Source organism: Rhodococcus sp. YL-1 (genome assembly GCF_001942025.1).
In the GTDB taxonomy this organism is placed as follows: domain Bacteria; phylum Actinomycetota; class Actinomycetes; order Mycobacteriales; family Mycobacteriaceae; genus Rhodococcus_F; species Rhodococcus_F qingshengii.
Genome location: NZ_CP017299.1, coordinates 1,781,737 through 1,795,727 on the forward strand (window position 1 = coordinate 1,781,737; position 13,991 = coordinate 1,795,727).

Sequence of the window (13,991 nt, forward strand, 5' to 3'; positions counted from 1 at the left end):
GATGACTACTCTCGCCGAAGATCGCCGTGAGGAATTCAAGAAGAACATCGCAGAGTTGAAGCTGGACAAGAAGCAGGCAGGCGGCGACGCGGCGACGCGCATCGCGGGCCTGGTGCTCATGGTCGTCGGTGTGGTCGGCGCCTTCGTCGTCTACATCTCTTCGCTGACGCTCTCGGACCTGCGGGATCTGGTGTCGTACCAGATCCTCACCGTGGTTTTCCTCGCCCTGACAGTGGTCGGTGCCGCACTCTTCCTGGCCGCATCGGTGGCAAAGGTGCTGCGGCTGTGGTTGGTTCGCCAACTGCTCGAGGGTCAGGCCCAGACAGATCAGATCTCTCAGGCGCTGAGCACGCGCAACTGATCTCTGCGAAGAACCGACAGATGCCCGCCACGAAAGTCGTGGCGGGCATCTGTCACTGCTCGGCTACAGCTGTGTCTCGGCTACAGCGGTGTCTCGACTACGCGGACGGTGGCCGGGAATCGCGTCGGATGGGATGATCCTCCGGGATCTGCACCATCACGATCGGTGTCCCGTCCGGGTCGGCGATCCACATCTCGTGTAGACCCCACGGTTCGTGTCTTGCCTCGCGCGCGATCTTGACCCCGGCGAGAACCAGTTCGGTCTGAACGGCAGTGAGGTCCCGGACCTGCAGCCAGATCGCGCCGCGAAAGCCGCCCTCGCCGGTGCCGCCGTGCGCAGCGACTTCGATCAGACCTTGGCCGGCGAAGAAGACTGTGCCGCCGGGATATTCACGAGCGATCGCCAGACCGAGGGTGTCTCGGTAGAAGCTCAGCGTTCGTTCGTACTCGCTCGGGCGCAATATCGTCCGACTGCTCAGAATCTCCACGTCCGACCTCCCTCTCGCACCTACTGTGTCAGAAATACCAGGGATATGGTGACCAGTCGGGATCACGCTTTTCGAGGAACGAGTCACGACCCTCGACGGCCTCGTCGGTCATGTACGCCAAACGTGTTGCCTCACCGGCGAACAGCTGCTGGCCGACCAACCCGTCGTCCTGCAGGTTGAACGCGTACTTGAGCATCCGCTGTGCCTGCGGCGACTTGCCGTTGATCTTGCCGGCCCAGTCGATCGCGACGTTTTCGAGTTCAGCGTGGTCGACAACCTTGTTGACCGCGCCCATCTGATGCATTTCCTCGGCGGTGTACGTCTCACCCAGGAAGAAGATCTCGCGAGCGAACTTCTGGCCCACCATCTTTGCCAGATAGGCGCTGCCGTAGCCGCCGTCGAAGCTTCCGACGTCGGCGTCGGTCTGCTTGAACCGTGCGTGCTCGCGGCTGGCGAGCGTCAGGTCGCACACCACGTGCAGGCTGTGGCCGCCGCCCGCAGCCCAGCCGTTGACCAGGCAGATCACGACCTTCGGCATGAAGCGGATCAAGCGCTGGACCTCGAGGATGTGCAGGCGCCCGGCGCGTGCTTTGTCGACGGTGTCCGCCGTTTCACCTTCGGCGTACTGGTAGCCGCTGCGGCCACGGATGCGCTGGTCTCCGCCCGAGCAGAACGCCCAACCGCCGTCCTTCTCGCTCGGTCCGTTGCCGGTCAGGAGCACCGCTCCCACGTCGGAGGTCATCCGGGCGTGATCGAGCGCGCGGTACAACTCGTCGACGGTGTGCGGGCGGAACGCATTACGCACTTCCGGTCGGTCGAAGGCGACGCGAACGGTGCCTTGGCTGACATGCCGGTGGTAGGTGATGTCGGTGAGGTTCTCGAATCCGGGGACAGGGCGCCAGAGCTGCGGGTTGAAGGTCACCTGAGCCACGATAGAGGCACGGCTCGCGCGTCTAACGGATACCTGAGGTAGAACACGTTCCCGGGCGCGCTAACGTGCAGGTCATGAGCGAACAAACCGCAGACGGCACGGAGATCGTCACAGACGGTGAGAAGCGGGGCGGATTTCCACGGTTCCGGCACACTCCCGCAGGTCCGGACTTCGGCCGCTTCGTCGAAGCGATGCGCAGGTTGCAGGACCTTGCCGTCTCGACCAATGTTCCCGACGACGTACTCGCAGACATCGCTACGCAAGCCGAAGAGCTTGCCGATCGGTTGACTCCGTACGAGGTCCCGGAAGGCAAGTCGCCCGCAGGCTCGAACATCCAACTGCCCGGACGCGGCAGCCTCCTCATGCTCCCGTGGATGGTCGAGAAGTTCGACACCGAAGGAGTCCGCAGTACCGGCGTCTTCCGCCGCTACCACCTGGGCGGCAACGGCGCCGCTCACGGCGGTGTCCTGCCCTTGCTGTTCGACGACGTCTTCGGGATGACGGTCCACGCGGGTGGCCGTCCGATCTCCCGCACCGGCTACCTCCACATCAATTACCGCGCGATCACTCCGCTCAATCAACAACTGGTGATCGAGGGGCAGGTGGATCGGGTCGAGGGTCGCAAGACTTTTGTCAGCGCGCGCTTGACCGATCTCGACGGCAAGCTCCTCGCCGACGGTGAGGCGCTCATGATCGAACTGCTTCCGGGACAGCCCTGACATGTTCCCCTCGTTCGACGATCTGATCGCGGACGCCGTGGTGCTCGCACTACCGATGCGAGTTCGCTTTCGCGGCATCACGACTCGTGAGGCCCTGCTCGTTCGCGGCCCGGCCGGGTGGGGAGAATTCGCCCCGTTCGTCGAGTACGACGACGACGAGGCGTCGCAGTGGCTGCTCGCGGGTATCGAAGCGGCGTGGCTGGGTCCGCCGCCTGCGCTTCGTGACGCAGTTCCCGTCAACGCGACCGTGCCGGCGATCGACGCGTCTGCCGTTCCGGAATTGCTGGAGCGCTTCCCCGGCGCCCGGACAGCCAAGGTCAAGGTCGCCGAGAAGGGACAGTCGCTGGCGCAGGACGTCGCCCGGGTGAACGAGGTGCGTCGGCACATCCCGAACGTGCGCGTCGACGCCAACGGCGGGTGGAGCGTGGACGAGGCGATCACGGCCTTGCGAGCGATCACCGATGACGGTGAACTCGAATACGCCGAGCAGCCGTGTGCAAGCGTCGAGGAACTGGTCAGGGTCCGCGCCGCGGGGACCGGTGTGCGGATCGCTGCCGACGAGAGCATTCGCCGTGCCGAGGACCCGCTGCGCGTCGTACGAGCGGGGGGAGCGGACGTCGCCGTCGTGAAGGTGCCGCCGCTGGGCGGAATGCGTGCTGTGGTGGCGCTGTCGGCGCAGCTGGCGGACTACGGGGTGCCGGTGGTGGTCTCTAGTGCTCTGGACACGGCTGTGGGGATGTCCGCGGGACTGGCGGCCGCGGCAGCGTTGCCCACCCTTCCGTTTGCCTGCGGACTCGGTACCGGCGGCCTGTTCGTCCGGGATGTCGCGGTCACCGGGGCAGCTGTCGACGGTGCTTTGTCGGTGGGTGCCGTCGAGCCTGATCCGGTTCTGCTCGAGACGCTGGCCGCGCCCGCGGACCGGCGCGACTGGTGGCTGGAGCGGGCTCGGCGCTGCCATCGGATACTCGGCAGTAGGGACCAGCCGAATTTCGTATAGTCTCGGGCGCGACCTGATGAACATCAGTGAAGAATGAAGGGATCGAAAGTGGTTGCAGCTCTGAACGAAACCCTGCTCGAGGAATCACGGGTTCCCGCGGTCGTCGCGGACGTGCAGACCTTGATCGACGCAGAGGTTTCGGATAAGTCGGGGGCCTCAGGGCTGGCTCTCAAGGGTGGCTACGGCGCGGTCAAGAAGGTGAGCCCGTCCATCGTGCCGGACGCCGTCACCGCGCTTCTGCCGGCTTTCGTGGCAAAGCTCGAGCCGTACTGGCAGGAATTCTCGGCTTCCGGTGAAGGCAGCTTCGCCGATTTCATCAGCGCCCGCGGTGACGCGGTTGCCGATTCCCTCCTCGAGGTGACGGACGAGCGTATCGAGGGCAGCGACAAGGCCGTCGTCAAGTCGATGTACTCGAAGCTGCGCGGTTCGGCGAAGAAGCATGTGACTGCAGCTCTGCCGCGTCTGGGCGATGTGATCCAGAAGCACGCTGCATAAGCGAACGTAAAACGACGAGTGGCCCGGGAGTTTCTCTCGGGCCACTCGTCGTTTTCGGTGTGTTTGTCAGTGAGCCGAATGTCCGTGGCGCCAGAAGCCGGTGAAGGTGATGTCGGTTTTGGCGAACTTCCGGTCGTTCACGAGGTGCCGACGCAGCCCGGTGGTGAGTGCCTGTTCGCCGGCGACAAAGGTGTACGACGGCCCCTCGGGCAGTTCGGCGGCGCGGACGGTCTCGAGGGTCAGAACACCCGGCGTCGCGTGTTCGTCCTCGCGAACGAGCCAATGCACGTTGACGTTCGCCAACTCCGGAATGTCTTGCTTGTCTTCGATGTTCGGAATCTCGACGAAGACCTCGGCACGCAGGTCTGCGGGCGCGGATTCCAGAATGCCGATGATCGCGGGAAGTGCACTCTCGTCGCCGACGAGCAGTTGCCACTTGGCCTCGGGTGTGGGGTTGTAGATGCAGCCTTCGTCCAAGAGGGCGACCTCGTCGCCGGCCGACGCGGTGTCCGCCCACGCGGATGCCGGGCCGATGTCGCCGTGATAAGCGAAGTCGATGTCGATCTCCGTGGTCTCGCCGAAGAGACCGGATCCGGCAGCACGGTAGGCGCGAATCGTGTAGTTGCGCACGACGGGTCGCGTGTCCTTGGACATCAACAGGTACTGCGCATACCAGAGATTGCTGGCCGCGCTCGGCAACCGGAGTTCACTCTGGCCGACCTGCGGGATGAACATGCGGAACCACTGATCGGCACCCATCGGAGCGATGGTGGACAGCTCTTCGCCGGCAATGGTCACCCGGATGAAGCTGGGGCTGATTCGTTTGTTCGCCACGACCTGCGCCGACACGATGCTGCGTGAGGCCGGTTTCACGAACTTGGCGCGCTTGGCCATGACTGGTTGCTCCCTGATTATCTGTTACTCGTACCTAATCAGGTAACCCTAACCTGATTTATGGTCGCTGTGGAGTGGTGGGTCTGTCCTTTTCGACGACTTCGGGAGGAAGACCCCACTGCGCTCGGCCAAGTCGGCTCATCGGTGCGATTGCCGCGAAGTCCGGCAGGCCGTCGTCGGCGACAGCCTCGGGACGTACTGCGACCGCCACCACATTTCCCATCACGACAAATGAATTGCCGACCTCGACGACCTGGTGGAGCGTGCATTCGATGGCGATCGGGGAGTCGGCGACCCGGACGGGGCGAACCCGCTCGCTCGGCTCGCTACGGATGTTCAACTCGAGAAACTCGTCGGCCTCGGCGTCGTAGAAGGCGGAACTCTGGTTCACCACGTCGGCAAGCCTGGCAGTCGCCAGGTTGATCACGAATTCGCCGGTCGCTTCGATGTTGCGCAGACTGTCCTTGCGTCCGACCGACGTGAACTGCACGATCGGCGGCGCCGAACTTGCCACGGTGAAAAAGCTGTACGGAGCCAGATTGCCGACGCCGTCCGCCGACAGGGTGGACACCCAGGCAATCGGCCGGGGGACCACCGAAGCGGTGAGTAACTGATAGAACCGACGGGGTTCGAGCTCGGCTGGATCGAAGAGTGTGCGCACCCACACATAATGCCGCTGTCCCCGCCCCTGGGCATGCTTGCGCCCGAACATCTGACACTCTTGAAGGCGTGAATCCGTCCACTGCACAAGCCACAGCCGTCGTCGACGAACTGGTTCGTGGTGGCGTGCGTGAAGTCGTGCTGTGTCCAGGCTCTCGCAACGCGCCCCTCGCATTTGCCCTCCAGGCTGCCGATCTCGACGGCCGGTTGCGTCTGCACATGCGGATCGACGAGCGGACAGCAGGCTTTCTGGCACTCGGACTGGCAATCGCCGGGAAACGACCGGTCCCCATCGTGATGACTTCCGGGACCGCCGTCGCGAATCTCGGACCCGCTGTCCTCGAGGCCAACTACGCGCGAGTGCCGCTGGTGGTCCTGAGCGCCAACCGGCCGTACGAGATGCTCGGCACCGGCGCCAACCAGACCGTCGAGCAGCTCGGGCTCTTCGGCAGTCAAGTCCGCGCAACCATCAGCCTGGGCCTGGCGGAGGACGATTCGACGCAGAACAGCCAGTGGCGCTCGGCGGTCTGCCGGGTCCTCGCCGCTGCCCGCGGAACCCGATCCGGAAACGCGGGTCCGGTGCACTTCGACATTCCACTTCGTGAGCCGCTGGTGCCGGACGTGCACGTGCAGGGACCGGTCCCGGAGGGCCGTCCCGGCGGTGCGGCCTGGACCACCACCCAGAACGCGACGCTCGATGTTCCGGTCGATCTGGACCTCACCGCAGATACGGTGGTCATTTCCGGACACGGCAGCGCACTTCGGCCTGAGCTGGCCGGCCTGCCGACGGTGGCCGAACCGACGGCTCCGATGCACGGGATAGCACTGCATCCACTCGCGCTCTCGCAACTCAAGCCCAAGCAGGCGATCATCACCGGCCGCCCGACGTTGCATCGTCAGGTCTCGAAGGTGCTGGCCGACCCAGGCGTCGACGTCTACGCGCTGACTACCGGGCCGCGCTGGCCGGACGTATCCGGCAACGTACTCGCCACCGGAACCAGAGCAGTGGTCACCGGGACTCCCGATCCCGCCTGGATCGCTCGATGCGCCGCGCTGACCGAACACGCCGAAACTGCCGTCCGCAAGCAACTCGACGCCCACCCCAAGGCCACCGGCCTGCACGTGGCAGCTGCTGTGATGGATGCTCTCGCGGACGGCGACCAGCTTCTGCTCGGCGCATCCAACCCTGTTCGCGACGCGGCCCTCGTGAGCTATCCCAAGCCCGCCGTGCGGGTGCTGTCGAATCGCGGCGTCGCAGGTATCGACGGCACCGTCTCGGCGGCGGTGGGCGCCGCGTTGGCGTACGAGGGCGGCCGGACCGTCGCTCTCATGGGCGACCTGACCTTCCTGCACGACGCGTCCGGGCTGCTGATCGGGACCGGTGAGCCGAGGCCGAGCGACCTCACCATCGTCGTCGCCAACGACGACGGCGGCGGTATCTTCGAGCTCCTCGAACAAGGCGACCCGCAGTACGCCGGAGTCTTCGAGCGAGTCTTCGGAACTCCGCACGGCATGGACCTGGCCGCGCTCTGTGCGGCCTACCGCGTGCCGCACGCAGCGGTCACCGTCGACGCCCTGGCAACGACGCTGGCGCAACCGGCCAACGGCATTCGTGTGCTCGAGGTCGCGACGGATCGCAGTGGGCTGCGCGAACTCCACGCTTCCGTGCGGGCACAGCTGTGACGCAAACGGTTCTGCGTCGCCTCCGCATCGGTGTGCTGGTGGTTGCGGTCGGCATTTCCGTGCTCGCGGTGATTCTGGTTCTCGGTGCCTGGCGCAACGATCGGACCATCGAATCGAACATGGGGACCGCAACCGCCGAGGTGCTCTCGGCGGGCTCGCTACGTTCGGCGATCAGCTTCGTGACACCGGACGGCGCGAATCACAACCCTGAACTCGGCGTGCTCTACCCCACCAATCTGACTGTGGGACAGCGCATCGAGGTGGAGTACTACAGGACCGAGCCCGATTTGGTTCGGGTAGCAGGACGTAACGCGACGGTGGCACTGATCCCGGCCGGATCGGTGATCGTCGTGACGTGGCTCCTGGCCGGACCGTCGATCTGGTACCTGCGCAAGCGGGAAGCGCAGGCGGCAAGTTCGGCGCCGGTCGCCTCGAGTTAGTTCGCGCTTCGCCCGAACTTCACACGAACATGACGTGGACTTTTCCTGGCCCTGTCACCGTTCTCGGTGTGAGAGTAGCCATCGTTGCGGAGTCATTCCTGCCCAACATGAACGGCGTCACCAACTCGGTACTACGCGTGCTCGAACACCTCGATCGCACTGGCCACGACGCCATGGTCATTGCGCCGGACACTGTCGGATCCGACACCTCTGCCGCCACCGAACACGAAGGCGTTCAGGTGGTTCGGGTGCCAGCCGTCATGGTGCCCAAAGTCAGTTCACTTCCCGTCGGCCTGCCGCAACCACGATTGACCACGGCCGTGCGGACCTTCGCGCCCGACGTCGTCCATCTGGCGTCACCGTTCCTGCTCGGCGCCGGAGGAGTGGCCGTCGCGAAGCGGCTCGGAATCCCCACCGTCGCGGTCTACCAAACCGACGTCGCCGGATTTGCCGAAAGCTACGGGCTCGGCGTCACCAGCCGCGCCGCATGGGCGTGGACCCGTCGAATCCACAAGAGCTGCAACAGGACCCTCGCGCCCTCCACGTCGGCAGTCGACGCCCTCGAAGAGCACGGCATTCCGCGCGTGCACCGATGGGCCCGCGGCGTCGACGCACAACGATTCGCGCCTTCGCGTCGTAGCTCGGTGTTGCGGCAGTCCTGGATCGGCGACAGCGACCGGTTGGTGGTCGGCTTCGTCGGTCGCCTCGCGCCCGAAAAGCACGTCGAACGATTGGCGGCCCTGGCCGGCGATCCCAGTGTGCAGATCGTCGTCGTCGGAGACGGCCCGGACCGCGAGAACCTACGACGACTGATGCCGGACGCGATCTTCACCGGACAACTGGGCGGTACCGCGCTGGCCGACGCCTATGCGAGCCTGGACGTATTCGTTCACCCCGGCGAGCACGAGACCTTCTGCCAGGCGGTCCAGGAAGCCCTCGCGAGCGGTGTGCCTGTCGTCGGACCGGACGCCGGCGGACCACGTGACCTGATCTCGCATTGCCGCAACGGCTACCTCCTGCCGACGGACAGGTTCACCGAACTCCTGCCAAGCGCAGTCGACGCACTTCGTCAGCGTGATCTGCGGGTGCAGTTCGGCTCCGCGGCGAGGCGCTCGGTGCTGCACCGGACCTGGCCGGCAATCTGCGAAGAGTTGCTCCGTCACTACGAGGACGTGCAGGGCCTCGGGCGGCGAACGGGTGCCAGAGCAGCCTGAACGCCCTCGCTGCCCGAGGGTTGGTAGCGTTTCGGGTGTGGCCACTACACACGGAACCCGAGCAACTCTCGAGAAGCAACCGCACGAAGTCGCGTCGATGTTCGACGACGTCGCGGAGCGATACGACCTCACCAACACCGTGCTGTCCTTCGGCCAGGACAAGGGTTGGCGCAAGGCCACCCGCGAAGCCCTCGACCTCAAGCCGGGCGAGAAGGTACTCGACCTCGCCGCCGGAACCGGAGTCTCGACCGTCGAACTGGGGCGCTCCGGTGCCTGGTGCGTCGCCACCGACTTCTCCAAGGGAATGCTCAAGGCCGGAATCTCGCGCAAAGTTCCGATGGTCGCAGGTGACGCGATGTACCTGCCCTATGCCGACAACGTGTTCGACGCCGCGACGATTTCCTTCGGCCTGCGCAACGTCTCCGACTTCGAAGCCGGACTGCGTGAGATCGCCCGCGTCACCAAGCCGGGCGGACGTCTCGTCGTCAGCGAGTTCTCGACGCCCGTCTTCGGGCCCTTCCGCACGGTCTACATGGAGTACCTGATGAAGGCGCTCCCGCAGGTCGCACGCACCGTCAGCAGCAACCCCGACGCCTACGTCTACCTCGCCGAATCGATCCGCGCCTGGCCGACCCAGGAAGAGTTGGCCCGCAAGATCGAGGCTGCCGGGTGGAAGAACGTCAAGTGGCGCAACCTCACCGGCGGCATCGTGGCGCTGCATTACGCCACTGCCTGAACTGCTGTGCGCCTTTATCAACCCCCGGCGGTTAATAAAGGCGCACAGCACTTGCTCAACCGAACAGCGGTCGGGAGTCGATCTTTCTCGACGCGGCCCCCGACGCACGCCATGCCTTCGCCGTCAGATCGGCGTCGGCGTCGGTGACGAGGTTCCCCATCACCCGAACGGCGACCGTCATCAGTGCCCGTGAGCGCATCGCAATCGGGCCCGAGGCGGGCAGGAATTGCGGAACCGTCAGCAGGCCTGCGAGCCGGCGCGCGACCGAGAATGCCTGCCCGTAATGCTCCCGAAGCACGGTCGGCCACAGCTCCGTGAGGTCGTCGGCGCCGAGCTGTTCGACCACCAGACGTCCGCCTTCGAGGCCGTAGTCGATGCCCTCACCGTTGAGCGGGTTCACGCACGCTGCGGCGTCGCCGATCACGGCCCAGTTGCGTCCGGCGATGTTGGAGACAGCGCCGCCCATGGGTAGCAAAGCCGAAGCGACGGAATGTATTTCGCTGCTCCACTGCCACTCGCTTCGGCGCTGGTCGGTGTACAAGTCGAGCAAGGGACGCAGGGCACCCGGCGCCGGGCGCTTGGACGTCGCCAGTGTCCCGACGCCGATGTTCACCTCGCCGGTGCCGAGCGGGAAGATCCAGCCGTACCCCGCCTGCAACGTGCCCTCGGTGTCCCGCAGTTCCAGATGCGAGGTGATCCACGGGTCGGCGCTGCGCGGCGTCGCGACATACGCGCGTGCCGCGACGCCGTACGCGGTGTCCCGGTGCCACTGCCGTCCCAGCTTCTTGCCGAGCGTCGAGCGAACGCCGTCGGCGATGATCAGCGTCCGGCAACGAAGAGTGCTGCGTCCCGAGGGGCCGGCGAGTACGACGGCGGCTACTCGATCACCGTCGAGTTCGACGTCGACGGCCTTGGTGCCCTCGACCATGACCGCGCCCGATTCGACGGCGCACCGGCGAATGGCGTCGTCGAGTTCGGTCCGGGGGATGGCGCTGCCGATCGGCGGGAACGACGTCCCCGGCCACTCGAGTTCGAGTTCTTGTCCGAAGCCGGACAACCGTAGTCCCTTGTTCGTCGTGTGTGACCGAACCCACTCGCCGAGGCCGAGGAGATCCAGTTCGGCCACGGCGCGCGGAGTGAGTCCATCACCACAAGTCTTGTCTCGCGGGAAGACGGCAGCGTCCACCAGCACGACGTCTCGGCCGCTGCGGGCGGCCCACGCTGCGGCCGAAGAACCCGCGGGACCTGCGCCGATGACCACAATGTCGGTTTCGTTCGGAAGCGAATCGACGACGGGGGACTGCTCTTCTACGGACACACTCACATCTTCCCAGGCTCGCGATCGCCACCGTGGCGAGGCCGTCCCGAGTGCGAACCGCTAGGTTCACTACCGTGGGAACCGAGCCGTCACTGACGACAGGAATGGGTACTGACATCGTGAGCACCGAAAAGACTGCTGCCGACGCAACCGCATCGAGCACCGTCGTTGCAGGCATCGACCTGGGCGACGAACAGCTCGCCGCAGTAGTGCGTGGTGGACTCTCCGATGTCGAGGAGTTGTTGGTCAGCGAGCTGTCCGACGGAGAAGACTTCCTCACCGAGGCCGCGCTGCATCTCGCGCGAGCTGGTGGAAAGCGCTTCCGTCCGTTGTTCACGATCCTGACCGCGCAACTCGGACCGGTGCCGAACGATCCGTCGATCATCACCGCAGCGACTGTCACCGAACTCGTTCACCTGGCGACGCTCTATCACGACGACGTCATGGACGAGGCGTCCATGCGGCGCGGAGCACCCAGCGCCAATGCCCGCTGGGGAAACAGCGTGGCGATCCTGGCCGGCGACTATCTGTTCGCGCACGCATCACGACTGGTGTCGACGCTCGGACCCGAGGCCGTTCGGATCATCGCCGAAACATTCGCCGAACTGGTCACCGGCCAGATGCGCGAGACGATCGGTGTCAAGAAGGAGCAGGATCCGGTCGAGCACTACCTCAAGGTCGTGTGGGAGAAGACCGGTTCGCTGATCGCTGCTTCGGGACGCTTCGGCGGCACCTTCTCCGGCGCCGACGCAGCTCACATCGAGCGCCTCGAGCGCCTGGGTGATGCCGTCGGCACCGCGTTCCAGATCTCCGACGACATCATCGACATCTCGTCCGTATCGGCGCAGTCCGGCAAGACGCCCGGCACCGACCTGCGCGAGGGTGTCCACACCCTGCCCGTCCTGTACGCGTTCCGCGAAGAAGGAGCCGACGCAGATCGCCTGCGGGAGCTTCTCGCGGGCCCGGTCACCGAAGATGCCCTGGTGGAAGAGGCCCTCGAACTGCTCGAGCGTTCGCCGGGCATGGTCAAGGCGAAGGCAAAGCTGGGCGAGTATGCCGTCGCGGCGAAAGCTCAGTTGGCTGAGCTCCCGCAGGGACCGGCCAACGAAGCGCTCGTGCGTCTCGTCGATTACACGATCGAACGAGTCGGCTGACACCTCGGCGAATCGGGGCTACCGGGTGGAAACCCCGACAGTCACTGGGTGGGAACCCTGATGCCCCTGTCCTTCGTTGACTGAACAGAACCGGTGCATACACCGGGGAGTTCGGGTGAGCCTTCGGCTCCAGCGAGGCAAGAGGTGAGCGGTTTGCACGGCTACGCGAACGGTGCGAAGACATTCGGCTTGTTGGTGGGGATGTCGGCGCTGATCGTCTTCATCGGCTCGCTGTTCAACAGCCCGTTCCTTCTGTGGGGATCCGTTCTGTTTGCCGTCGGCATGAATGCCTACGTGTACTTCAACAGCGACAAGCTGGCGCTTCGATCGATGCGCGCCCAGCCCATCACCGAGGTCGAGGCACCGGCGATCTACCGGATCGTGCGCGAACTCGCCACGACGGCGCACCAACCGATGCCCAGGCTGTACGTCAGCCCCACGAACGCCCCGAACGCGTTTGCCACCGGTCGTAGCCCTCGGCATGCCGCGGTGTGCGTGACCAGCGGCATCATGCAGATCCTGAACGAACGCGAACTGCGTGCCGTGCTCGGGCACGAACTCTCCCACGTCTACAACCGGGACATTTTGATCTCGTCCGTGGCCGGCGCGATGGCCAGCGTCATCTCTGGCCTGGCCAACTTCGCGATGTACGCGAGCATCTTCGGCGGCCGAGGGAACGGGCAGGGAAGCAATCCGATCGCGCTGCTGCTCGTCTCCCTGCTGGGACCGATCGCGGCAACCGTGGTCAAGCTGGCCGTTTCGCGCTCTCGCGAGTACCAGGCGGATCAATCGGGAGCCGAGCTCACCGGTGACCCGCTGGCGTTGGCGTCGGCGCTGCGCAAGCTCGAGTCGGGCGTCGCAGCCGCGCCGTTGCCGCCTGAGCCCAAGCTCGCGGCGCAGTCCCACCTGATGATCGCCAACCCCTTCAGAGCGGGCGACAAGGTCAGCAAGCTGTTCTCGACGCATCCGCCCATGGCGGACCGGATCGAGCGTTTGGAGAAGATGGCGGGGATGTAGGGGCCTTCGGCCCCTGTGAGCCTTTCTGGTCGTCGGAACTACCAAAAAGGCGCACAGGGGCGCAGCCCCTACTACCGGTAGTTCACGAACTGCAGGGCGATCCCGAAGTCCTCACCCTTGAGCAGGGAGATGACGCCCTGGAGGTCGTCGCGCTTCTTGCTGCTCACACGAAGTTCCTCACCCTGGATCTGCGCCTTGACGCCCTTGGGGCCCTCGTCGCGAATCTTCTTGGTGATCTTCTTCGCGTTCTCGCTGCTGATGCCCTGGACCAAGGTTCCGGACAGCTTGTAGATCTTTCCGGACTGCGCCGGCTCGCCGGCATCGAATGCCTTCAGCGAGATGTCGCGACGGATCAACTTCTCCTTGAACACGTCGAGGGCGGCCAGCAGTCGCTCCTCGGTGTCGGCGTTCAACGTGATCGTCTCTTCACCAGACCACTCGATCGACGCTCCCGTGTTTCGGAAGTCGAAACGCGTGGTCAACTCCTTGGCAGCCTGATGCAGGGCGTTGTCCACCTCTTGACGGTCAACCTTGCTCACCACGTCGAAGGACGAATCAGCCACTTCACACTCCCGCTTTCCGGTAGTTCACGAACATCGAGTTCCGCCCACCTTCCATACCGGTGGACACCTCGACGTTATCGGGTCGGCACCGCCCGTTACCACCCGGTTTGCAAAATGGGGGTGTGTTCGTTGTATTCTTCTCACCGCACCGAGGAAGCCGTTTTCGGCCGCCGCACGTCGCGATATACTTGCGAATGCGCCGGATCGAAGCCTGGTGCAAGCACGGCAGATTGCCCGAGCGGCCAATGGGAGCGGACTGTAAATCCGTCGGCTTATGCCTACGTAGGTTCGAATCCTACATCTGCCACACCAAGTCAGCCCC

At 65.0% G+C, this 13,991-nt stretch carries 16 protein-coding genes and 1 tRNA gene; 11 read left to right on the top strand and 6 right to left on the bottom strand.

Annotated features, from left to right (window positions below):
• Position 1 precedes the first annotated feature (1 nt).
• Positions 2-361, top strand: coding sequence for a hypothetical protein (locus BH682_RS08430; protein WP_003942018.1), 360 nt, complete (start codon positions 2-4; stop codon positions 359-361).
• A 97-nt stretch (positions 362-458) separates the two neighbouring features.
• Here BH682_RS08430 and BH682_RS08435 read toward each other — a convergent pair whose 3' ends face one another.
• Both BH682_RS08435 and BH682_RS08440 read right to left on the bottom strand, forming a co-directional pair.
• Positions 459-848: a VOC family protein gene (locus BH682_RS08435; protein WP_075832673.1), complete on the bottom strand. Its 390-nt coding sequence runs from the start codon at positions 846-848 to the stop codon at positions 459-461.
• Between the two features lie 28 nt (positions 849-876).
• Positions 877-1,770, bottom strand: coding sequence for a 1,4-dihydroxy-2-naphthoyl-CoA synthase (locus tag BH682_RS08440; protein ID WP_024487301.1), 894 nt, complete (start codon positions 1,768-1,770; stop codon positions 877-879).
• Between the two features lie 83 nt (positions 1,771-1,853).
• Between BH682_RS08440 and BH682_RS08445 the strand changes: the two genes are divergently transcribed.
• The 3 genes from BH682_RS08445 to BH682_RS08455 are packed head-to-tail and all read left to right on the top strand — an operon-like array spanning position 1,854 to position 3,990.
• Positions 1,854-2,498, top strand: coding sequence for a PaaI family thioesterase (locus BH682_RS08445; protein ID WP_037129937.1), 645 nt, complete (start codon positions 1,854-1,856; stop codon positions 2,496-2,498).
• A 1-nt stretch (position 2,499) separates the two neighbouring features.
• Positions 2,500-3,495: an o-succinylbenzoate synthase gene (locus tag BH682_RS08450; RefSeq protein ID WP_054187820.1), complete on the top strand. Its 996-nt coding sequence runs from the start codon at positions 2,500-2,502 to the stop codon at positions 3,493-3,495.
• Positions 3,496-3,543: 48 nt separating this feature from the next.
• Positions 3,544-3,990 carry a DUF6918 family protein gene (locus tag BH682_RS08455; RefSeq protein WP_003941973.1) on the top strand — a complete coding sequence of 149 codons (447 nt, stop codon included), beginning with the start codon at positions 3,544-3,546 and terminating at the stop codon, positions 3,988-3,990.
• A gap of 66 nt (positions 3,991-4,056) precedes the next feature.
• Here BH682_RS08455 and BH682_RS08460 read toward each other — a convergent pair whose 3' ends face one another.
• Positions 4,057-4,884 carry a siderophore-interacting protein gene (locus BH682_RS08460; RefSeq protein WP_042453072.1) on the bottom strand — a complete coding sequence of 276 codons (828 nt, stop codon included), beginning with the start codon at positions 4,882-4,884 and terminating at the stop codon, positions 4,057-4,059.
• A 58-nt stretch (positions 4,885-4,942) separates the two neighbouring features.
• Positions 4,943-5,545, bottom strand: coding sequence for a flavin reductase family protein (locus tag BH682_RS08465; protein WP_054187848.1), 603 nt, complete (start codon positions 5,543-5,545; stop codon positions 4,943-4,945).
• Between the two features lie 68 nt (positions 5,546-5,613).
• Here BH682_RS08465 and menD point away from each other — a divergent pair, with 68 nt between their 5' ends.
• The 4 genes from menD (at position 5,614) to BH682_RS08485 (ending at position 9,617) form a co-directional block, all read left to right on the top strand.
• Positions 5,614-7,227 (top strand): 2-succinyl-5-enolpyruvyl-6-hydroxy-3-cyclohexene-1-carboxylic-acid synthase, encoded by a 1,614-nt coding sequence (gene menD / locus BH682_RS08470; RefSeq protein ID WP_003942063.1) that lies wholly within the window; start codon positions 5,614-5,616, stop codon positions 7,225-7,227.
• Positions 7,224-7,667 (top strand): DUF3592 domain-containing protein, encoded by a 444-nt coding sequence (locus BH682_RS08475; protein ID WP_003941990.1) that lies wholly within the window; start codon positions 7,224-7,226, stop codon positions 7,665-7,667. Before menD ends, BH682_RS08475 begins: the two co-directional genes overlap by 4 nt.
• A 68-nt stretch (positions 7,668-7,735) precedes the next feature.
• Positions 7,736-8,881: a glycosyltransferase family 4 protein gene (locus BH682_RS08480; RefSeq protein WP_197523597.1), complete on the top strand. Its 1,146-nt coding sequence runs from the start codon at positions 7,736-7,738 to the stop codon at positions 8,879-8,881.
• 37 nt (positions 8,882-8,918) lie between these two features.
• A complete protein-coding gene (locus BH682_RS08485; protein WP_003941879.1) occupies positions 8,919-9,617 on the top strand; it encodes a demethylmenaquinone methyltransferase in 699 nt (232 codons plus the stop codon).
• A 55-nt stretch (positions 9,618-9,672) separates the two neighbouring features.
• On the opposite strand, the gene BH682_RS08490 is transcribed toward BH682_RS08485, so the two are convergent.
• A complete protein-coding gene (locus BH682_RS08490) occupies positions 9,673-10,935 on the bottom strand; it encodes a geranylgeranyl reductase family protein (RefSeq protein WP_371735119.1) in 1,263 nt (420 codons plus the stop codon).
• Between the two features lie 104 nt (positions 10,936-11,039).
• Here BH682_RS08490 and BH682_RS08495 point away from each other — a divergent pair, with 104 nt between their 5' ends.
• Together BH682_RS08495 and htpX are read left to right on the top strand one after the other, a co-directional pair.
• Positions 11,040-12,089, top strand: coding sequence for a polyprenyl synthetase family protein (locus BH682_RS08495; protein ID WP_037129929.1), 1,050 nt, complete (start codon positions 11,040-11,042; stop codon positions 12,087-12,089).
• 153 nt (positions 12,090-12,242) lie between these two features.
• Positions 12,243-13,106, top strand: coding sequence for a zinc metalloprotease HtpX (gene htpX / locus BH682_RS08500; RefSeq protein ID WP_007728460.1), 864 nt, complete (start codon positions 12,243-12,245; stop codon positions 13,104-13,106).
• Positions 13,107-13,177: 71 nt separating this feature from the next.
• On the opposite strand, the gene BH682_RS08505 is transcribed toward htpX, so the two are convergent.
• Entirely contained in the window at positions 13,178-13,669 is a 492-nt protein-coding gene (locus BH682_RS08505; protein ID WP_003941854.1) for a YajQ family cyclic di-GMP-binding protein, read from the bottom strand.
• A 224-nt stretch (positions 13,670-13,893) separates the two neighbouring features.
• Here BH682_RS08505 and BH682_RS08510 point away from each other — a divergent pair.
• A tRNA-Tyr gene (locus BH682_RS08510) sits at positions 13,894-13,976 on the top strand.
• The last annotated feature ends 15 nt before the right edge of the window (positions 13,977-13,991 follow it).

Excerpts from the sequence above, each read along its gene's own strand:
- BH682_RS08495 (WP_037129929.1), top strand. The coding sequence starts at position 11,040 with ATGGGTACTGACATCGTGAGCACCGAAAAGACTGCTGCCGACGCAACC.
- BH682_RS08450 (WP_054187820.1), top strand. The coding sequence starts at position 2,500 with ATGTTCCCCTCGTTCGACGATCTGATCGCGGACGCCGTGGTGCTCGCA.
- BH682_RS08430 (WP_003942018.1), top strand. The coding sequence starts at position 2 with ATGACTACTCTCGCCGAAGATCGCCGTGAGGAATTCAAGAAGAACATC.
- BH682_RS08445 (WP_037129937.1), top strand. The coding sequence starts at position 1,854 with ATGAGCGAACAAACCGCAGACGGCACGGAGATCGTCACAGACGGTGAG.
- BH682_RS08460 (WP_042453072.1), bottom strand. The coding sequence starts at position 4,884 with ATGGCCAAGCGCGCCAAGTTCGTGAAACCGGCCTCACGCAGCATCGTG.